The following is an 18791-nucleotide window of genomic DNA, read 5'->3' on the forward strand; positions in this document are numbered from 1 at the left end:
GCTACGACCGGGTGGTGGGCGGGGTCCACACCGTGCCGCGGGCCTCGTATTCGAGCATGGCCTCCACACCGGTCGCCGCATCGGCACCCAGTTCCCGGCGTACGAGCCACAGGGCGAGGTCCAGCCCACTGGTGATGCCACCCGCGGTGACCAGGTCCGCGTCGTCCACCACACGGGCGTTCTTCAGGAGGCCGCCCTGCTTCTCCAGGTCCGGGCGCGCCTTGTGGTGGGTGGTGCAGGGGCGGTTCGTGGTCAGCCCGGCGGCGGCCAGCAGCATGGTGCCCGTGCAGACGGCACTGACGGTCAGGCCGGGGCGTACCGCCGCGGCCAGTTTCCTCGGGAGGACGCCGCTGCGGATCTCGGCCCACACTCCGGGGCTGTCGCGGCGTGCGTATCCGCCGCCGGGCACGAGGAGGACGTCAGCGGTGCGCGGGGCCCAGGCGTGCTCCACGTTCACCTGCGTGCCGTAGGCGGCGCGCACGGGACCCGGCCCGGAGGCGTTGACGTAGCGGACGTCGACCTCCCGGTCGGTGAAGAACCGCGCGGCCGAGAAGACCTCGTAGGGCGCGGCGAAGTCGAGCTCCTCCACGCCGTCGTACATGACGACGTGCACGCGTAACGGCCCCGCCGGCCCCGACGGCGTCCCGGCGGGTCGCGGCTGCGCCGCCGCGGCCACCCCGGCGGCACCCGTCAACGCGGCCGCGGCGCCGACGGCGACCTGGGCCCGGAGCACGTTCCTACGGTTCATCCGATGGTTCCTTCCGATCGCCCGGCCCATGCGCCGCTCTACGACAGGAGTCGAAGCCGCCGGAGGCCGAGTTCCCGAGGCCTGCTGTGGCGGGCGCCACACGCCGACCGTGTGCGAGTGCTGCTCCGCGCACTGCGCTGCTCCGTGCCTGCCGCCAGGTCGCGGACCGTGCCGCCGTCGCCCCGCCCGTGTCTTCGCCCGGCACGGCAAAAGATCATGGCGGACCGACACCGGACCCGGCAGGATGGGCGCGTGCCGAAGAACCCCCCGGAGTCCGTGCGTCACCACCTGGGCCGGCGTCTGACCAGCCACGCCCAGGCGCACTGGCCGCAACTGGCCCGGGTCGACGTCCGCTTCCGTGCCGGATTCGCCTACGTGACCGTCGAACCGCAGGACGGGGAACGACTCCCCTTGTGTCGACTGCGCTTCACCGGCTCCCCGCACACCTGGGGGTTCGCCCTGCGCCTCGCGAGCCGGGGCGGCTACCGGGACCACTCCCTCCCCACGGGACTACCCACCGGCAGTCCCGAAGACTGCTTCGACTGCGCGGCCGGCCCCTACCGCGACGTCCTCGCGCCGACCGTCCCGGTGCCGGCTGGACTCGTCGTCCTCGTGGGCCCACCGGCCTCGGGCAAGACCAGCTTCGTCCGGGCACTGATCGCGCGCCGGCAGATCGACGCGGAAGCCGTGGTGTCCAGCGACGAGATCCGCGCAGAGCTCTTCGGCACCTCAGCCGCGGAAGCGGCATCCGACGCGGCGGACGCACTGGTCTTTGAGGAGCGCGACCGCAGGATCGTCGCCAGGCTCGCCACCGGACACGGCGCCGTGGCCGAGTCGACGAACGTCACGCCGCAGGCACGCGCACGACTCATCGCCATCGCCAGGCGCTTCAACGCTCCGGTGACCATGCTGCGGTTCGACCCGGACGTCACCGACCTCCTCCAGCAGTACACGGAGCGGGGCCGCACGGACCTCACCGCCGCGGACGTCCGCGCCTACGCCGCCGTGATGGACCGCGACTCCGCTACGGAACAGCTCCGTTCCGAAGGTGCGACCCACGTCCACGACGTACCCGGACGCCGCCGAGCGACCACGCCTGCCGAGGCCGCCGCGCGCTTCTCCTTCGCCTGACGCGTCCGACGTCTCCAGACCCGTCTCCCCGCCCCCCTCGGCCGGGCCGTAGGCCTTCTTCAGTGCGTGTCCGGGCACGCCTGGAACGGCTTCCGCGACCGCTTTCCGCCCGACCGCCTACCGCCCGGCCCGCTACTGGCCGAAGGCGCCGTGCCGGCCCGCACCGGCGGCGAACCGGTCCGCTCCGGCCTGGGTTTCACCCGCGGTCAAGGGCACCAGGCCGTGCCGGAACTCCCCCGCCAGTGCGTCCTCCTCGGCCAGTCCGTGCTGTTCCAGGAAGGACAACCGGTCGTGGCGCAGGCAGGTCTGGGGGAACCCGGCGATCTCGCGGGCCAGTTCCTCGGCAGCCTGCCTCGATCGGCCCGTGGGGACCACGCGGTTGGCCAGCCCCATCCCGTACGCTTCGGCCGCCGGGACCGGACGGCCCGTCAGGATCAGGTCCATGGCCCGGCTCTCGCCGATGAGGCGGGGCAGCCGCACCGTACCGCCGTCGATCAGGGGGACGCCCCAGCGGCGGCAGAACACACCGAACACCGCGTCCTCCTCCGCGACCCGCAGGTCGCACCAGAGCGCCAACTCCAGGCCGCCGGCCACCGCGTGCCCCGCGACGGCCGCGATCACCGGCTTGCCGAGCCGCATCCGGGTCGGGCCCATGGGGCCGTCGCCGGAGGCGAGCACCCGGTTGCCGCGCTCGGTACCGATGGCCTTGAGGTCGGCGCCCGCGCAGAACGTTCCGCCCTCGCCCCAGAGCACGGCGACGGCCGCGTCCGCATCGGCATCGAACTCCTCGAACGCAGACGCCAGTTGCGCCACGGTCGGTCCGTCCACGGCGTTCCGTACTCCCGGCCGGCTCAGGATCACCGTGTACACGGGGCCGTCCCGCTCCACCCGCACCGAAGCCTGCTCGTCCGCCATGCCCGCTCCCCTCCCGCTCGTCGATCTCCATTGTGGGGCGGGGGGGCCGCTGCGCGCGGGACTCCCCCGGATGCTCAGCCCGGCCCGTCCGCAGCGGGGCCGGAGCCCGGCAGGCCCGTCGGGCCACCCGGGGTCACGAGGGCCGTTTCGTAGGCGAAGACGACGACCTGGGCGCGGCTGGAGAGCCCGAGCTTGGCCATCGCTCGGTTGAGGTGGGTCTTCACCGTGGCTTCGCTGATGAAGAGCTGCCGGGCGACTTCCGTGTTCGTCGCCCCCGTGGCCACGAGGCGCAGGACGTCGCGCTCGCGGCCGGTCACGGTGTGCCACTGCGGGGAGATCGCTCCCGGCGGTGTCGGCCCGGGGTGGTACGCCTCGATCAGGCGCCGGGTGACGGTCGGCGCGAAGAGCATGTCGCCCGAGGCGACGGTATGGATGGCGGCGACCAGGCGCTCGGGGGGCGTCTCCTTGAGCAGGAACCCGCAGGCGCCCGCACGCAGCGCGTTGTAGACGTATTCGTCGAGGTCGAAGGTGGTCAGCACCAGGATCCTCGGTGGTGCGTCACCCCTGTCACCCGCACGGCGAAGGATGCGTTCCGTCGCGGTGATGCCGTCCGTGCCCGGCATCCGAAGGTCCATGAGGATGACATCGGGTGCGGTGGCCTCGGCCAGTCGGACGGCTTCGTCCCCGTCACCCGCCTCGCCGGCCACGGACAGCCCCGGCGCGGCGTTCAGCAGGGACACCAGTCCGGCACGGATGAGCAGTTGATCGTCGACCACCAGTACCGTGGGCATCGGGGAGTTCGTTCCTCATCGGGTATGGACGTCCCCGGTGCCCGGGGCCGGAAGACCACCCGGCCGGTCGCTGGTGGTGGGCGCCGGAAGGGTGAGCCGTACCTCGAATCCGCCGAGGGCGCGGGGGCCGGCGGTGACCGACCCGCCGTAGATCTTCGCTCGCTCCCTCATGCCGATCAAACCGTGACCGGGTGACATCTCCTCGTTTGGCTGGAACGTGCCGTCCCCTTCGTTCGTGACGCGCACCACGAGGGTGTGCCGTTCGTAACGGATGGTCACGGCCGCCCTGGTCGGTCCCGCATGTTTGAGCACGTTCGTCAGCGCCTCCTGGACCACTCGGTAGACGCACAGGGCCATGCCCTGCGGAAGCCGGACCGGGGATCCGGCGACCTCCATGGTCACGTCGACCCCTGCGCCCCGGACCCGCTCCAGCAGCCTGTCCAGCAGGTCGAGCCCGGGTGCCGGGGTGTAGGCGGCGCCCTCCTCCCCTCGTCCGTCCCGCTGTCCTTCCTGGCCGACGCGCAGGAGTACGAGCATGCGGCGCATCTCCTCCAACGCCTCCCTGCTGGTGTCGGCGATGGTGTCCAGGGCCCGCCGGCTCGCCGCCGGGTCCGTGGGGAACACGTACGAGGCCATGCCCGCCTGGAGCGAGATCACCGACATGTGGTGTGCGACCACGTCGTGCAGCTCCCGCGCGATCCGCACCCGCTCCTCCGTGAGGGCCTGACGTGCGTTCTCCTCCTGTTGTCCGCGCAGCCGGAAGGTCAGTTCGGCGAACTGCCTGTTCCGTTCGGCGAGGGCTGCCGAGCCGCGCCCGACGACGAGGACGACGGCCGGGAACAGGACCGCTTGGGCCAGGACGGTCGGCATGGAGCTGTGTTCGATGTTGGCGATCCCGGCGTACAGCCACGCTCCCGCCACAACGACCGTGCGCACGGCGGCTGTTCGGGGGCGCCGGGTCGCCGCCACCGTGTACAGGCCCAGGAGCGGCGGCATCGAATTGACCACGGGCCAGTACCCGCAGGCGATGAACAGGACCCACAGCGCGCCGCTGGCGGCGAACACGGCGACGGGTGCGATGCGGCGGGCGACCATGACCAGACCCACCAGGGCGGTCAGGGTCGCCCCCAGCCCGTCCACGGACCGCCAGCCGGCCGGCGGCTGCTCCTGCCCCAGCAACAGCCCGGCGCCGACGTAGCCCAGCGCGAGCAACGAATCGACGGCCAGCGGCCGGTACCTTCCCCCGAGCCCGTCGAGGAATCCCGATCCAGCGCGCATCGGCGCAGCTTACGGGCCGTCGGGCGGCCGGGCCATGGGCCTGTCGCAGGACCGGTGCCCACCACGGCCGCACGATCCGGCTACCGCCGGAGTTGCAGCGAGGACGTCCACCACCCGCACCGGGTGGAGGCCCAAATCATCCCGGTGCGTGCCGCCGGGCGGCCTCCGGCCCGCCTAGCTTTCTGTCTGGCCGGCCGCCGGAGCACACCACGGGGGCGGCGCACCCACCTCCTTCCCATTTCCTTGAGAAAGGCAGACATCGCCATGACCACTCGTGTGAAGCGCACGCTCGTCGGGGCCTCCGCCGTCGCCTCGGCCCTCGTCGTCGGGCTGGCGGGCACCGCGAGCGCGACCACCATGGGCTTCAACCAGACCTCCAGCAGCGGCAAGGCCGAGATCAGCGGCACCTACGAGTACCACGTGTCGGGAACGATCCCGGGGACCAACGAGAAGCTCTACTCCGGCTCGCTCCAGGGCGCCACGGCCCGGGACAAGGTGGCCGGCGACGGCTACGAGGCGGTCCTGGCACTGGCGTACCAGGACTGGAAGGACGGCGCCTGGCACTCCGTGAAGAACTACGTGGCGGTGGTCAACGGCTCGAAGAGCTGGACCTTCAAGAACAAGAAGGACGTGAAGGCCTACGCCTGCGACCGCAAGGTCGGCACCACCAAGCTGTTGAACTGCCGCGCCGCCTGGTAGGACCGTCCCGCCGGCGCCCGACGGGCGCCCGGGCCGGAGGTCTCACGGGGGACCTCCGGCCCCCTTTCGTTCCCCGAAGTCCCGGAGGGCGGGCCGTCACCCCTGTGACGGCCCGCCCTCCGGTGCTGGAGTGCGCCCTGAGCGCTCGGCGTTCCCGCCCGGTCACGCCTTGAGGACGCGCCCGGCCACCGTCAGTGCGAGGCGGCGGGGGGCCAGGGCGGACGCCGTGGCCGAGACCCGGTTGCCGAGGCCGACGACGATGCTGGGCGGGGTCTTGCCGCGTTCCAGTGCCCGGCGCGTCGCGGTGACGACCTGCTCCGGGGTGGCCATCCGGCCCACGGCGGCTTCCCGGCTGCCGACGACGTCGAAGAACTCGGTGCGGACCGGCCCCGGCGAGACGGCGAGCACCCGCAGGGAGGAGGCGCGCGTCTCGTACGCGACGGCCTCGGTGAAGTTCAGGACGAAGGCCTTCGTGGCGCCGTAGACCGCCATCGCCGGGGTCGGCTGGTAGGCGGCCGAGCTGGCGACGGTGACGAGGGCGCCCCGGCCGTCGGCGGTCAGGCCGGGCAGGAACTCCCTGGTCAGTTCCGTCACCGCGAGCACGTTGAGCTGGATCATCTCGCTGATCCGGTGGGGGCCCTCGCCGGCGAAGGGGCCGTGGGTGCCGAAGCCGGCGTTGTTGATCAGCGTGTGGACCGGTACGCCGAGTGCGTCGAGCTCCGCATGCAGCGCTGCCGCGGCACCGGGCCGGGCGAGGTCGGCGGCGATGGGGCGGGCCGTGACCCCGTGCCGGCGCTCCAGGTCGGCCGCCAGCTCCTGCAGCCGGTCGACGCGCCGGGCGACGAGGACGACGTCCGCTCCGCGCTCGGCCCACTGCCGGGCGAACTCGACGCCGAGGCCTGCACTGGCCCCGGTGATCAGGGCTGTGGTTCCGCGGTATGTCATAGACATGGGTCGGCGCTCCGTTCCGGGACTCCGGTTGGTGGTCGATACTTGAATGTAGACAGAGCAAACATTGTTGTCAATGACAACATCGAGAGGAGACCGCCTTGGCCGACGCCGATGCGCCCTATCACCACGGCAATCTCAGGGAGGCCCTGCTGGCGCGCGCGGAAGAAGTGCTCGCGACCTCGGGGTCGGACAGCCTCTCCCTCCGCGCCCTCGCGCGGGACCTCGGCGTCAGCCACGCGGCGCCGGGCCGCCACTTCCGCGACCGGCAGGCCCTGCTGGACGCGCTCGCCGTGGGCGGCTTCACCCGGCTCAACGCGCGTCTGCGGGCCGCCGTGGACGAGCCAGGCCCCGTCACCGACCGGCTCGCCCGCATGGGCCGTGCGTACATCGACTTCGCCGTCGCGCACGCCCCGCTACTGAGCCTGATGTTCACGGCCAAACACGCCGACCACTCCAGCGCCGAGCTCCGCGAGCTCGGCCACCAGAGTCTGGAGATCGCCGCCGGGCTGCTCTCCCTCGCCCAGCAGGAGGGCGTCGTACGGGCGGGTGACCCGGCCCGGCTCGCCCAGGTCGCCTTCTCCGTGGTGCACGGTCTCGCGGCCCTGGCCGTCGGCTCCCTGCTCGAGGACACGCCGCTGGACGAGGCGACCGACCTCGCCCTCGACGTCCTGCTCACCGGCCTCGGCCCGGTCGAACCCGAGCCGCAGCCCTAGGGAGCGCCTCACCGATCGGACCGGGCTGGCGCCGCCCGGTCCGATCGGCAGGACACCCCGTAGCGCATTTCCGTCCGGGACGCCAGCGACGGACCGGGGGATGCGGCCGAACCGATCGGAACACGAGCCCGGATTCCCGAGCGGCAAACGGGGCCGACCCGCCTCCGACCTCCTCTTACGTCACCGCACACCACGCGCGGACCGCTCCCCTTGCCGGAATTCGACGCCACCGATGGCGCATAACGGTTCCTCCGGTCCGATGAACTCCAACGAAAGCCCACATCAGCGAAGTTGGGCGTAGTTATGCTCCCGCCCACCGGTCAGAAGGTCCCCCTTTTCGATAGTTCGAGGACGCCGATGGAGCAAAGAGGTACTCCCCCCGAAACTCCCCGCCTGGAGGGAAGAGCAAGCCGGATGCTGCCCGCGATCGCGGTCGTGGCCGCTGCCTGCCTGGCAGGGGCGCTGGCTTCCTCCTCGGCACCGCTCGGCACCGCCTCGATCGCCGTCGCCGCCGTGTGCACCGCAGCGGTCTTCGTCGAGGCGCGACGGCGCGGCCGCGCGCTCGCCGCCGGGCGCGCCCAGGTCGCGGCCCTCCAGCACGCCCTGGCCCGGCAGCAGACCGAGGCGGCCCGGCTGTCCGAAGCGGTGCTGCCCGAGGCCATAGAGCGACTGCGCAAGGGCGAACCGGCCGAGGACGTGCTGACCGCCCTGGGAGGGCGCGGCGGCCACGGCACCCGCTGGGGCGACGACGAAGCCCTGACCCCGCGCTTCAGGGCCGCCCTCCAAGCCGTGCTGTCCCGCGTCGTCGACGCGGTCGACAACGAGGAGAGCCTTCGCGACTCGGCACAGCGGGCCTTCGTCAACGTCGCCCGCCGCGTGCAGGCGATCGTCCATCAGCAGGCCCACGAGATGCGCGAGATGGAGGACCGGCACGGGAGCAACCCGGACGTCTTCGGCGACCTGCTGCGGCTCGACCACGGCACCGCCCTGATCGGCCGGCTCGCCGATTCCATCTCGGTCCTCGGCGGTGCGCGCCCCGGCCGCCAGTGGAGCCGGGCCGTCACCCTGTACAGCGTGATGCGCGGCGCGATGTCGAGGATCATCGACTATCAGCGGGTGGAACTGCACTCGGTCTGCGAGGTCGCCGTCGTCGGTCCCGTCGTGGAGCCGCTGATCCACACCCTGGCGGAGCTGCTGGACAACGCCACCCGGTACTCGCCGCCGCACACCCGCGTCCACCTCACGGCCGTCGAGGTCCAGTCGGGCATCGCCGTGGAGATCGAGGACGGCGGCCTGAGCATGAGCGAGGAGGCCCGCGCCCGGGCGGAGAGGATGCTCGCGCAGGCGCAGTCCGGCATCGACCTCAACGACCTGGGCGAGACGCCGAGGCTGGGTCTGGCGGTGGTCGGCCGGCTGGCGCAGGCGTACGGGTTCCAGGTGTCCCTGCGCTCGTCCGCGTACGGCGGCGTCCGCGCCGTGGTGATCGTGCCGCAGCACCTGATCACCACGGCGACCTCCGCGACCGGTCTCGCCCACGGCATCGGCTCCTCCTCGGGACCCAGGGCCGTGGCCGCCACACCGCGCGAGCACCCCTTCGACCGCTCGTCGGAGGGCACGGGCGCGCCCCGGCCGGCGCCGGTGCCCGGGCCGGCGCCCGTCGCCGCCGGGCAGCCGGAGGTCGGCGCACGTACCGCGACCGGCCTGCCGCAGCGCCGCCGGAAGGACCGGGTGGCCACCTACGACCTACGGCCGGCCGCGGAGCCCCGGTCGACGGACGACGGCGGCCCCGGAATGTGGCTGGAGGCGTTCCACAGCGGACTGTCCGGCACGCCCGGCAACGATGCGCCGGGCACCGAAGGAACGTCGGGTTCAGGGACCAAGGGGGCGTAAGCATGATGACTCAACGAATCAGCAGCATGGACTGGATGCTCAAGGACCTGGCGGCCGGAGTGCCGCAGACGCGGCACGTGATCGTGCTGTCCGCGGACGGGCTCTGCGTGGCGCAGCACGGGGCCGAGACCGACACGGCCGACCGCCTGGCAGCGGCCTGCGCGGGCCTGCAGAGCCTGGCCGGAGCGGTGGCCGCGGAACTGCCCCGTTCGGAGGGCAGGATGCGCCTGGTCGTGATCGAGATGGACGGCGGCTTCTTCTACTTGATGGCCGCCGGCGACGGCTCCTACCTCGCGGTCCTCGCCGACGAGGGCGTGGACGCGGGCCTGATGGGCGCGCAGATGCGCAACCTGGTGACCCGAATGGGGGACCACCTGAGCAGCCCGCCCCGGCGCGACGGGCAGCCCGAGTGAATGAGCCGCCCACGAGCTGGGAGGACGCCAGCCCCGAACGGCTCTACGTCATCACCGGTGGACGCAGTGGACCCTCCACCGCCGTCCATCTGGACCTCGTGACCTTGGTCGTGGCCAAAGGGTCCGCCCAGCCCGAAATGCAGCCCGAGCAGGCGGCCATCCTGCGGATGTGCCGGTCCCCGCTGTCGGTTGCCGAGATCGCGGCGTACGCGGGTCTGCCCGTGAGCGTCGTCACCGTGCTGGTCGGGGACCTGATGGCCGCAAGGCGCGTGTACGTCCGCCCGCCCGTTCCCGCCGCGCAGCTACCCGACCTTGCTCTGATCGAGGCAGTGATCGATGGACTTCAAAAGCTCTGACCCGCCCGCCGGGCCGCGCGAGGCGGACATACTTCCACAGACGGCAGCGGCCGCCGTGAAGGTCGTCGTCGTCGGCGGGTTCGGCGTGGGCAAGACCACGATGGTCGGTGCGGTCAGCGAGATCAGGCCGCTGACGACCGAGGAGACGATGACCAGGGCGGGCGTCGGCATCGACGACACCTGGGGCGTGGACCGCAAGGTCACCACCACCGTCGCCATGGACTTCGGCCGCATCAGCATCAACGACGAGCTCGTCCTGTACCTGTTCGGAACTCCCGGCCAGGAACGCTTCTGGTTCCTGTGGCGCGGGCTCTTCGAGGGCGCGCTCGGAGCGGTCGTGCTCCTCGACACCCGTCGCCTGGAGATCAGCTTCGACGTCATCGGACGGCTGGAGGAGCGGGGCGTCCCCTTCGTCGTGGCCGTCAACTCCTTCCCCGGCGCACCCGAGCATCCGCTGGAGGAACTGCGCCGGGCCCTCGATCTGCCCCCCGCGGTCCCGATCCTCGTCTGCGACGCCAGACGGCGGGACTCGTCCCGCGATGTCCTGCTGACCCTCATGCGCTACCTGCACGCCCAGGCAGCCACCCAGGAGGCAATGTGAACACCGGCCCCACCCCACCGCCCGAGTGCCCCGCCCACGCGGCGGCGGCGACCGCCGGCGGCCTGTACCGTCTCCACGGAGCGGAGGCCCAGGCCGATCCCCTCGCACTGTACGAGAAGCTGCGCGCCGAACACGGGGCGGTGGCGCCCGTCTTGGTGAGCGGAGACCTCCCGGCCTGGCTGGTCCTCGGCCACCGGGAGAACCTGGACGTGGCGCGCACGTCCTCGCGCTTCGCCCGCGACCCGCGCGGGTGGCGCGACATGAAAGAGGGCCGGGTGCCGGCCGACACCCCGCTCGGCCCCATGGTCTCCTGGGTACCGGTGTGCAACTTCACCGACGGGCCCGTTCACGAGCGGTTGCGCTCGGCCGTGGTGGAGTCCCTGGGGCGCTTCGACAAGCGCGGCATCCGCCGCTACGTGACGCGCTTCGCCAACCAACTCGTCGACCAGATCGCGGGTGAGGGGTACGCCGACCTGGTGCCCGCCTTCTCCGACCAGCTACCGATGCTGGTCATGACCCAGCTCATCGGGGCACCCGACGAACACGGGCCCCTGCTGGTCAACGCGGCGCGCGACATGCTCCAGGGGACCGAGACGGCCCTCCAGAGCGACCGCTACGTCACCTCCACGCTGGAACAGCTGGTCGTGGAGCGCAAGGCCAGGCCCGTGCGCGACCTCGCCTCCTGGCTGATCGAGCACCCCGCGAACCTGAGCGACACCGAGGTGCTGATGCACCTGCGCGTCGTGCTGATCGCGGCCTACGAGACCACGGCGAACCTGATCGCCAACACGCTGCGAACCGTGCTGACCGACCCGCGCTTCCGGGCCAGCCTCTCCGGAGGCCACATGACGCTGCCCGACGCCCTGGAGCAGGTCCTGTGGGACGACCCCCCGATCAACACCATCATCGGGCGTTGGGCCACCGGTGACACCCTGCTCGGCGGCCGGCAGGTGAAGGCCGGCGACATGGTCCTGCTCGGGCTGGCCGCGGGCAACGCGGACCCGCAGATCCGGCCGGATCCCGCGGCCTCCGTCCACGGCAACCGTTCCCACCTGGCCTTCGGCAGCGGCCCGCACGAGTGCCCGGGCCAGGACATCGGCCGCGCCATCGCTGACACCGGCATCGAGGTCCTGCTGGACCGGTTGCCCGACCTCCAGCTGGCGGTCGACGCGAGCGAGCTGCAGTGGCGCGGCACCCTCATGTCGCGCCACCTGCTGTCCCTGCCGGTACGGTTCGCCCCCCGCCCCGTGGCGAGCGCGCAGTCCCGGACCGAGCAACCGGCCGAACAGCCGGCCGGGCACCCGGTCCACGCGGTCGTCCCGCCGCAGCCGGCGGCAGCGCCCGCGGTCGCGGGTCGCCGCCGCCGGTCCGTCAGCTGGTGGCGGCGGCTGCTCGGCCACGGCTAACGGCTCCCGGCCTCCGGGCCTCCGGGCCGAGGGCCCCGACCGCACCGGCCGGGGCCCTCGGCACCGCTCAGTCGTGCAGCCGTTGCCACCAGGAAGCGAGGGCCGGCACATCCGGCGGCTCGGTGCCGGCAGAGCTCGGGGATTCGGCGAACCGGATCGCGAACCGGGCTTCCGGCAGGGGTAGTTCGTAGCGGTTGCGCGGGCTCGCGTACCGGGGTGCCCGGCTCTGCCAGGTGATGGAGCCGGCCACGTAGTGACCCAACGCCGCCAGGTGTCGGCGCAGTTCCTCGTCCGCGCCGACCTCCGCCCGCGCCCGCAGCGTCATGAACAGGACCATCACCCGGTCACGCAGGGCCACCGCGAGCGGCACGGCCCCGGCGGGCGAGCAGTTCTCCTGATGGGCGAGGACATTGACCAGATTCACCTCCTTCGGCTCCACGTGGTCGTCCTTGTCGTAGGAGAACAGGTCGTTGTCCGCGCTGACGACGAATCCCGCCGCATCCGTCAGTGCCGTCAGAGCACGGGAGCAGAGCACCTCCGCCGGCAGCCGGTCCCCGCGGGCGACGTCGGACCAGGTCAGCGAGAAGCGCGTCCCGTTCGCCAGCGGCCCCATGGCGACGAACTCGTTCAGCCCCGGCATGGTCCCGGCCTCGGCCCGGGCGGCCCGCCAGGCCGCTCCGAGCAGCCAGTCGCGCGTCCCCTCAACGAACCTGCGCAGCTCGTAGGGCGTGAGCACCGCATGGGTGCGGCGCACCAGGTCCAGCAGCGCACGGGTCATCGGTCCGTCGGGCAGGACCGATGACCCCGGGTCCTCGATGGTGCGCAGCAGACGTACGCCGTGTTCGACGACAACACCCGTCCCCACCTCGTCGGAACCCGAGTCCTGCCAGTCGTCGACGGCGTTGGCCCAGTAGTTCCATTGGGTGAACAGGAGGAGGGCGTCCACGTTCCCGTCGGGGATGATGCGGCAGGAGAAGTCGGCGCTGTGGGTGGCGAGGCCCCATGCGCGCTCGACCGGATCCGGGTAGATGCCGAAGGCGTCCAGCCACTCGACCGCCCGTGCCTCCACCTGCTTCGCCTCGGGATGGACGAGGTTGCGCTCCAGGGGACAGTAGAAGGACGGCAGGCGCGCACCGAGGAGCGAGGGGCGGGGCGCCGGTGGCGGTGCGGGTGCCGCGGACGGGGAGGGGGACGGAGACGGGGACGGGGATGGTGCCGGGGACGCCGTCATCGGCCGCTCCCGAGCCGGAAGCGCAGCAGCCGCGTCTGCACCGCGTGGTCCCGCCAGAGCCGGAAGAACCTGCTGTGCGCGAGCGTCGACTGTTCGAGCCGTTCGCCGGTCCAGGCGCCGGGCTCGGCGTCGGCGCCCGCGCGGAGCCGGTCGAGTTCGGCGGTGTTCCACGCCATGGACTGCACCCAGAACTCCGCCACCAAGTCCGTCACGTCCTCCTCGTGCACGAGTTCAAACCCGGCCGCCTCGGCCGCGGTGAGGTATTCCCCTCTCAGTCCCAGTCGCGTTCTGTAGTAGCCGTCGATGAACTCGCGCCATGTGGAACGGCCCACGAAGTGTTCCTGGATCCCGAACCATCCTCCGGGCTCCAGCGCCTTGGCCACGACCTCGAAGAGTCGGGTCCGATCGGTGTAGCCGCTGCTCTCGTTGGCGTAGACGGCGTCGTACGCGCAGGTCTCGTCGAGGTCGTGCACATCCGCCAGTACGGGCTTCACCCGCTCCCCGACCCCGGCGTGCCGTGCGAAGTGCCGGACGATCGGGATGTGTTCCGCTACGACGGTGAGGCCGGTGACCGATGCTCCGTGCTCCTGCGCCCAGTACAGCGACGTCCCGCCCAGGCCGCAGCCGATGTCCAGCAGGCGCCGCGGAGACTCCTCGTACGCGCCCCACGACCGGGCCGCATGCTGCACGATCCGCTCCTGCGCATCGAACAGGCGCTGCTTCAACACGCTCTGGGGGACGGTGCTGTCCGGCGGACCGTCCGGGTAGAGGCCCACGTGGAAGTGGACGCGGGGACCCGGACCGTACTTGTGCAGGATCTCTTGCGTCTTGTGACTGTAGTAGAACCGTATGGGATCGTCCGCGGCCGTGCCCTGTTCGCGACCCAAGGACGATAAGAGGGGGGTGACGTGCATGGGGTGTCCGCCCTTTCGTGGGGTAGGGCTGCCTCCGGGACACGCTGTCACCGCACTCACCGCGTCCCGTCCGGCACACTGTTGAAGCACGGATCATCGTGGCACTTCGGATCCGCCACGTCAGCCGACTGGAGTAACACGGGGCAGCATCCGGGTCCCGCCGCGTGCGGGCTGACCGGCCACGGTCGTCCGATCGGCCCGAGGACGGCCGGACGACCGAACGACCGTGCCCCACGTCGTCGCGGACCGACCGGTCAGCCGGTCCGGCCGAGGCCCCCTCGGCGTAGACCTCCCGCGGCTGTCGGTGCCTCGACACACCGAGAGTGCACACCCTTGCGGACAGATACTGTCCGCAACTGGGGGACCGCGACCTCGACCGTCAGAGCGCTATGACCCGATTACGTAGATATCCTGTGAAGTGTGATCGAGTCTGGACGGCCGCGGCTACGCAGGCGCCCCGGCCCGGGACGACTTGTGCGGCTGTCGCCGGTCATCCTGACCGTCGTCATCGCCAGCCTGGCGTACAACACTCCGCCGGAAATGGCCTTCAGCCGTCTCCTGCCCGCGGCGCCGGCACTCGCCGCCGCCATGTGGCCGGTATTGCCGACCGTCCTGCTCGGGACGGTCTGTCTCATCCTGATGATCGGCCTCAGCTTCGTCTTCCCGGACCTGGGGACGTGGTGGACGGCCGCGGGGATCATCGCGGTCACCGTCGCCGCCGCGTACGGGAGCCATGTCCGGCTCCAGCGGGAGCGCACCCTCTTCCAGGTACGGCTCGTCGCCGACGCGGCACAGCAAGTGGTGCTCAGCCCCCTGCCGCGCCGCTTCGGCGGCATCGAGATCGAGTCGCTGTACCTCGCGGCGGCGGCCGAGGCACGCATCGGCGGGGACTTCTACGAGGTGGTCGACACTCCGTTCGGGGTCAGGCTGCTCATCGGTGACGTCCGGGGCAAGGGCCTGCCGGCGGTGGGAGCGGCCGCGGCGATCGTGAACGCCTTCCGGGAGGCCGCGTACGGCGAGATCGACATGGTCAACGTCGCACGCCGCATGGACGCCAGCAGCACCCGTTACAACGGCGCGTTTCCGCCCGAGGGGCCGTTGGAGCGCTTCGCCACCGCCCTCCTCGTCCAGATCCCGCACGGGGGTAGACGCATCGACATCCTCAACTGCGGACACCCCCCGCCGCTGCTCCTGAACCAGGGGAAGGTCCTCACCCTCGAGTCCACCACCCCCTCCCCCTTGCTCAGCCTCGCGGAGCTGATCGGCGACCACTACAGCGTCGACACCTTCGACTTCGCCCCCGATGACCTGCTGCTCCTCTATACCGACGGGATCGCCGAGGCCCGCGCCCGCGACGGCGAGTTCTTCCCGCTGGCGGCCTGGATGCGCAGGCAGCCCCCGACACCACCCGACGAACTGCTCACGGCCCTTCACCGCGATCTCCTCCGCCACAGCAAGGGCCGCCTCGACGATGACATCGCCGCCCTCGCCGTGCGCCTGTGCGAGCCTTGAGCCCGTCGCCAGCCGTAATCGTGCGGCCACTCTTCGTGTGCGCCTCGGCCAGCGGCGCTTCGCCCGCTTCCCGGATTGGCAGTGCCTCTGGAGCGCGGCTCAGTCGTCCGGGCAGATGACGAAGAGGGGGAAGGCGAGTCGGCGGGGCCGGTCGCCCATCTCGTTGAGTGCGGCGCGGATCTCGTGCAGATGGCCGGTCGTCATCTGCAGTGGCGGTTCGTGGGGCTGGTAGGTGGTGCGGACCGGGTACTCCACGCCCGGTTCGGTGGTCATCTCGATGTGGCAGCCCATGAGGTGGGTGACCGTTCTGCGTTCGCAGAACTCGATCAGGCGGTCGATGGTCCGCGCGAAGGCGTGCCAGTCCTGGACGTAGAGGCGGCCCGGATAGACCGTGTCGCCGGTGAGCAGGAACCCGGTCCACGCGTCGTAGAACGTGACGGCCGCCTCGTGGTGCCCGGGGGTGGCCAGGCACTCGAGGCTGCGGCCACCCAGATCGACCCTTGTCACGGCCGTGGGGTTCTCGTCGAATCCGAAATACTGCCAGGCCGTGGAGAGTTCCGCTGCGACCACCGTGGTGTGGGGACGGTCGGCGAACTGGCCGTCGCCCGCGACGTGGTCGCCGTGGGCGTGCGTGTGCAACACCAACAGGTGGTACTCCTGGCGGGGGTGGCGGGCGAGCCAACCGTCGACGAGCCGGTCCACCACCGCGCGCAAGGGGAAGAACTCAGGTGACGCGGTGGCTCCCGTATCGATCAGCACCGCCCGGTCGTTGCCGAACAACAGGAACAGGAACGGCGCTTCGTAGTGGATCGCCATGTTCTGCCGCAGGATGACCGTGTGCTCGTCGTACTCATGGACCTGGATGTCCGGGTCGGTGTTGTGCTTGGACGAGGGCGAGCCGTGGATCCAGCGGACGTCCAACTCGCGGGGCCGAGAAACCGGACGGTCGAAGTCGATGAAGGATGGGGCTGCGGCCATGACGCCTCCTGAGTGCGTCGTCTTAGCAGGCCGGGTACGGCGCACATCTCGTCCGGGGCGGGCACCTACGAGCCTCCGGCACGACGCTACCACGAGATCGATCGACGGCTCCGCTACCCGGCGTCCGCGCGGCGGCACCGCTCTCGCTCGCTGGACGAAGCGCACCCCGATGGCGAACTCACGGACCTGCGACAGTGACACGTCGCAGGCCAGGACTCGGCTCGCGCGCTCCGGCGGGCTTGCGGGTCAGTCCTCCGGAGCCGCAGCGGGCCGGGGGGCGATGCTTCCCGTGAGCTCCTGGTACGCGTCCATCACATCCCCCAGGTGCAGCGTGGTGACCTCGTCCGGCGACGGAACTCCGGAGTGGCCGATCCGGTCGAAGACGCGCAGGTCCCTCGCCGCGGCGGCCTTCCGCACGAGTTCGCGTGCGAAGCGGCCGTTGCCGAGGCGGTCGATCAGGTCTCGGGTGACGGCCAGGTCGCATGACACGCGCAGCGCGTTCGCGGCCTCCTCGGTGAGTGAATCGCCCTGGGCTTCGAGGAACGACTCCGCGATCAGCACCAGGTCGTCGGCCGCGTAGGCAGGGAAGTCCACCCGGGTGTTGAAGCGGGAAGCGAGGCCCGGATTGGTGGACAGGAGCTCTGCGATCTCGTCCGGGTACCCGGCCAGAACCACGACCAGGCGGTGCCTGTCGTCCTCGGCACGCTTGAGCAGTACCTGTAGGGCCTCCTTCCCGAAGGCGTCACCGCCCGAGTAGCCGGTGTTGGACAGCGCGTACGCCTCGTCGATGAAGAGCACTCCGTCGAGCGCCCGGTCGATGGCCTGGGACGTCTTGATCGCCGTCTCGCCCAGGTGCTGTCCCACGAGGTCCACGCGCTGCACCTCGACGACGTGGCCCCGCTCCAGCAGGCCGAGTCCGGCGAAGACGCTGCCGACGATGCGGGCGACGGTGGTCTTGCCCGTGCCGGGCGGTCCGGCGAACACCAGGTGTTGCGGAGCAGGCGCCGCGGTCAGGCCCTGGCTCCTGCGCACTGCCGCCATTCGCAGCTGGGCCGACAGGCTCCGCACCTGGCGCTTCACCGGGGCCAGGCCGACCATTCCGTCCAACTCGGCCATCGCCTCGTCCAGCAACCTCGAACGCTCCTCGTCGCTCAAGGTGCCGCCGGAGGAGTTCCCGCGCTGTTCCCGCACGGTCGGGGCGGCCTGGGCCGGTACGGGTGCAGGTACGGGTGCGGGTGCGGTCGGCGGGGTCAACGCCTGGGCACGCTGGGCCACGTCGCCCAGGCCGGGGCTGTATCGGAACGCAGTCTGGAAGTGCTTCAGCGCTTCCTCGGCACGGTCGAGCTCCTCGTAGGCACGGCCACGCAGATAGGCGACTTCGCCGAGGAAGCCGGCGTTGTCGCCGAGCGCTTGCGGGAGCGGTCTCAGGACGTTGAGCGCCTCGTGGGAAACGCCCTGGGCGATGAGGCCGGCCGCGACGTAGAGCTGTGACTCGTCCCTCAGGAAGGAGTTCCGAATCCCTTCGGCGAAGGTGAGCAGAAGTGGCCAGTCCCTCTTCAGGAAGGCGTACCGTGCGCAAACGAACCGGGTCTCGTCGCAGTCGAGCACGGCATGGGAAAGCATGTTCCACGCCTGCTCGAGCAGGCCGTCGTCCAGGAGTTTCGCCGCCCGCGCGAGCCACAGGTCACGGTCCGTCTCCAGGCGGAAGTTCACGTAGCCCCCGATCTGGAACCGGGAGGACAAGGGGGTCTGGAGCTTCCTCCGCAGGGCACCGAAGTCCTGGGCCTGACCGTACATGGCCTCGACCGCCCGGTCCTGGAGCTGCCCGACGGCATGGAACCCTAGCCAGGCATCGGCCGCGAGCGGATTGTGCTCGAGGGCCGAGCGGAAGGACTCGGCAGCGGCGGCCGGATTGCCCGACCTCAGCTGCGCGACGCCTTGGAGCCATGCCTGTTCGCACTTCTTGATCGAACGCCATGATACTGACGGCCCCTGCACCGAGATCTCCCCTGCTGTCGTCCGGCAATCCAAGATCTACTTCCCGCGGAATGCGTGAGCTGATCCCCCGCCAAGTAATACCTGAGAGCTGCCGTTCGACAAGGAACGAGCCCTGCGCGTCCACGTCTACGGACGGATCGACGGGCGCCCGCGCGCAGGCCTCGTCCCGTGACGTCGAGGTCGGCGTTCTCGGCGGTCGGCCGGGGTCCGTCTTCCGTCCCTCGTAGGATCGTTGGCGCTCGCCGGCCCTCGCCTCACGCCCTGTG

Annotated in this window: 18 protein-coding genes and 1 riboswitch; of the genes, 9 read left to right on the forward strand and 9 right to left on the reverse strand. The window is 71.3% G+C overall.

All coding sequences use genetic code 11. The features are described from left to right. Position 1: 1 nt before the first annotated feature. Positions 2-748, reverse strand: coding sequence for a DJ-1/PfpI family protein (locus tag ACIQK6_RS05070; protein ID WP_329095771.1), 747 nt, complete (start codon positions 746-748; stop codon positions 2-4). A 252-nt stretch (positions 749-1000) separates the two neighbouring features. Between ACIQK6_RS05070 and ACIQK6_RS05075 the strand changes: the two genes are divergently transcribed. After that, positions 1001-1879: an AAA family ATPase gene (locus ACIQK6_RS05075; protein WP_402694339.1), complete on the forward strand. Its 879-nt coding sequence runs from the start codon at positions 1001-1003 to the stop codon at positions 1877-1879. Positions 1880-2011: 132 nt separating this feature from the next. Here ACIQK6_RS05075 and ACIQK6_RS05080 read toward each other — a convergent pair whose 3' ends face one another. The 3 genes from ACIQK6_RS05080 to ACIQK6_RS05090 all read right to left on the reverse strand — a co-directional run bounded on the left by ACIQK6_RS05080 (position 2012) and on the right by ACIQK6_RS05090 (position 4863). Beyond that, entirely contained in the window at positions 2012-2794 is a 783-nt protein-coding gene (locus tag ACIQK6_RS05080; protein ID WP_402694340.1) for a crotonase/enoyl-CoA hydratase family protein, read from the reverse strand. 74 nt (positions 2795-2868) lie between these two features. After that, a complete protein-coding gene (locus ACIQK6_RS05085) occupies positions 2869-3585 on the reverse strand; it encodes a response regulator transcription factor (protein WP_329095778.1) in 717 nt (238 codons plus the stop codon). A gap of 15 nt (positions 3586-3600) precedes the next feature. After that, positions 3601-4863: a sensor histidine kinase gene (locus tag ACIQK6_RS05090; RefSeq protein WP_402694341.1), complete on the reverse strand. Its 1263-nt coding sequence runs from the start codon at positions 4861-4863 to the stop codon at positions 3601-3603. 264 nt (positions 4864-5127) lie between these two features. Here ACIQK6_RS05090 and ACIQK6_RS05095 point away from each other — a divergent pair, with 264 nt between their 5' ends. Next, a complete protein-coding gene (locus tag ACIQK6_RS05095) occupies positions 5128-5562 on the forward strand; it encodes a hypothetical protein (protein ID WP_402694342.1) in 435 nt (144 codons plus the stop codon). A 162-nt stretch (positions 5563-5724) separates the two neighbouring features. Here ACIQK6_RS05095 and ACIQK6_RS05100 read toward each other — a convergent pair whose 3' ends face one another. Further along, entirely contained in the window at positions 5725-6513 is a 789-nt protein-coding gene (locus tag ACIQK6_RS05100) for an SDR family NAD(P)-dependent oxidoreductase (protein WP_402694343.1), read from the reverse strand. Positions 6514-6611: 98 nt separating this feature from the next. On the opposite strand from ACIQK6_RS05100, the gene ACIQK6_RS05105 reads away from it, so the two are divergent. From ACIQK6_RS05105 to ACIQK6_RS05130, 6 genes are all read left to right on the forward strand, one after another. After that, entirely contained in the window at positions 6612-7226 is a 615-nt protein-coding gene (locus ACIQK6_RS05105; RefSeq protein ID WP_329095785.1) for a TetR/AcrR family transcriptional regulator, read from the forward strand. 414 nt (positions 7227-7640) lie between these two features. Continuing rightward, positions 7641-9116 carry an ATP-binding protein gene (locus tag ACIQK6_RS05110; protein WP_329095786.1) on the forward strand — a complete coding sequence of 492 codons (1476 nt, stop codon included), beginning with the start codon at positions 7641-7643 and terminating at the stop codon, positions 9114-9116. Between the two features lie 2 nt (positions 9117-9118). Further along, positions 9119-9529, forward strand: a complete 411-nt coding sequence (locus tag ACIQK6_RS05115) for a roadblock/LC7 domain-containing protein (RefSeq protein ID WP_402694344.1) — start codon at positions 9119-9121, stop codon at positions 9527-9529. Continuing rightward, the gene (locus ACIQK6_RS05120; RefSeq protein WP_329095788.1) at positions 9526-9885 is read left to right on the forward strand and encodes a DUF742 domain-containing protein; all 360 of its coding nucleotides are present in this window, start codon (positions 9526-9528) and stop codon (positions 9883-9885) included. The genes ACIQK6_RS05115 and ACIQK6_RS05120 overlap by 4 nt, the downstream gene beginning before the upstream one ends. Further along, positions 9866-10486, forward strand: coding sequence for an ATP/GTP-binding protein (locus ACIQK6_RS05125; RefSeq protein WP_329095790.1), 621 nt, complete (start codon positions 9866-9868; stop codon positions 10484-10486). The genes ACIQK6_RS05120 and ACIQK6_RS05125 overlap by 20 nt, the downstream gene beginning before the upstream one ends. Beyond that, entirely contained in the window at positions 10483-11892 is a 1410-nt protein-coding gene (locus ACIQK6_RS05130) for a cytochrome P450 (RefSeq protein WP_402694345.1), read from the forward strand. The genes ACIQK6_RS05125 and ACIQK6_RS05130 overlap by 4 nt, the downstream gene beginning before the upstream one ends. 67 nt (positions 11893-11959) lie before the next feature. Here the strand turns inward: ACIQK6_RS05130 and ACIQK6_RS05135 are convergent, their stop codons facing one another. Together ACIQK6_RS05135 and ACIQK6_RS05140 are read right to left on the reverse strand one after the other, a co-directional pair. Then, positions 11960-13123 carry a hypothetical protein gene (locus tag ACIQK6_RS05135; RefSeq protein ID WP_329095793.1) on the reverse strand — a complete coding sequence of 388 codons (1164 nt, stop codon included), beginning with the start codon at positions 13121-13123 and terminating at the stop codon, positions 11960-11962. Beyond that, the gene (locus ACIQK6_RS05140; protein WP_329095794.1) at positions 13120-14037 is read right to left on the reverse strand and encodes a methyltransferase domain-containing protein; all 918 of its coding nucleotides are present in this window, start codon (positions 14035-14037) and stop codon (positions 13120-13122) included. The genes ACIQK6_RS05135 and ACIQK6_RS05140 overlap by 4 nt, the downstream gene beginning before the upstream one ends. A gap of 420 nt (positions 14038-14457) precedes the next feature. Here ACIQK6_RS05140 and ACIQK6_RS05145 point away from each other — a divergent pair, with 420 nt between their 5' ends. Further along, on the forward strand, positions 14458-15549 hold the full coding sequence (locus ACIQK6_RS05145) for a PP2C family protein-serine/threonine phosphatase (protein ID WP_329095795.1): 1092 nt from the start codon (positions 14458-14460) through the stop codon (positions 15547-15549). 99 nt (positions 15550-15648) lie between these two features. Here ACIQK6_RS05145 and ACIQK6_RS05150 read toward each other — a convergent pair whose 3' ends face one another. After that, positions 15649-16527: an MBL fold metallo-hydrolase gene (locus ACIQK6_RS05150; protein ID WP_402694346.1), complete on the reverse strand. Its 879-nt coding sequence runs from the start codon at positions 16525-16527 to the stop codon at positions 15649-15651. A gap of 11 nt (positions 16528-16538) precedes the next feature. Continuing rightward, positions 16539-16606: riboswitch (guanidine-III (ykkC-III) riboswitch) on the reverse strand. Positions 16607-16773: 167 nt separating this feature from the next. Next, positions 16774-18525, reverse strand: coding sequence for an AAA family ATPase (locus tag ACIQK6_RS05155; RefSeq protein ID WP_402694347.1), 1752 nt, complete (start codon positions 18523-18525; stop codon positions 16774-16776). Between the last annotated feature and the right edge of the window lie 266 nt (positions 18526-18791).

The organism is Streptomyces sp. NPDC091682 (assembly GCF_044756625.1).
GTDB lineage: Bacteria > Actinomycetota > Actinomycetes > Streptomycetales > Streptomycetaceae > Streptomyces.

Coding starts and splice junctions, on each gene's coding strand:
- ACIQK6_RS05070 (WP_329095771.1), bottom strand. CDS start 748: ATGAACCGTAGGAACGTGCTCCGGGCCCAGGTCGCCGTCGGCGCCGCG.
- ACIQK6_RS05080 (WP_402694340.1), bottom strand. CDS start 2,794: ATGGCGGACGAGCAGGCTTCGGTGCGGGTGGAGCGGGACGGCCCCGTG.
- ACIQK6_RS05085 (WP_329095778.1), bottom strand. CDS start 3,585: ATGCCCACGGTACTGGTGGTCGACGATCAACTGCTCATCCGTGCCGGA.
- ACIQK6_RS05090 (WP_402694341.1), bottom strand. CDS start 4,863: ATGCGCGCTGGATCGGGATTCCTCGACGGGCTCGGGGGAAGGTACCGG.
- ACIQK6_RS05095 (WP_402694342.1), top strand. CDS start 5,128: ATGACCACTCGTGTGAAGCGCACGCTCGTCGGGGCCTCCGCCGTCGCC.
- ACIQK6_RS05100 (WP_402694343.1), bottom strand. CDS start 6,513: ATGTCTATGACATACCGCGGAACCACAGCCCTGATCACCGGGGCCAGT.
- ACIQK6_RS05110 (WP_329095786.1), top strand. CDS start 7,641: ATGCTGCCCGCGATCGCGGTCGTGGCCGCTGCCTGCCTGGCAGGGGCG.
- ACIQK6_RS05115 (WP_402694344.1), top strand. CDS start 9,119: ATGATGACTCAACGAATCAGCAGCATGGACTGGATGCTCAAGGACCTG.
- ACIQK6_RS05125 (WP_329095790.1), top strand. CDS start 9,866: ATGGACTTCAAAAGCTCTGACCCGCCCGCCGGGCCGCGCGAGGCGGAC.
- ACIQK6_RS05135 (WP_329095793.1), bottom strand. CDS start 13,123: ATGACGGCGTCCCCGGCACCATCCCCGTCCCCGTCTCCGTCCCCCTCC.
- ACIQK6_RS05140 (WP_329095794.1), bottom strand. CDS start 14,037: ATGCACGTCACCCCCCTCTTATCGTCCTTGGGTCGCGAACAGGGCACG.
- ACIQK6_RS05150 (WP_402694346.1), bottom strand. CDS start 16,527: ATGGCCGCAGCCCCATCCTTCATCGACTTCGACCGTCCGGTTTCTCGG.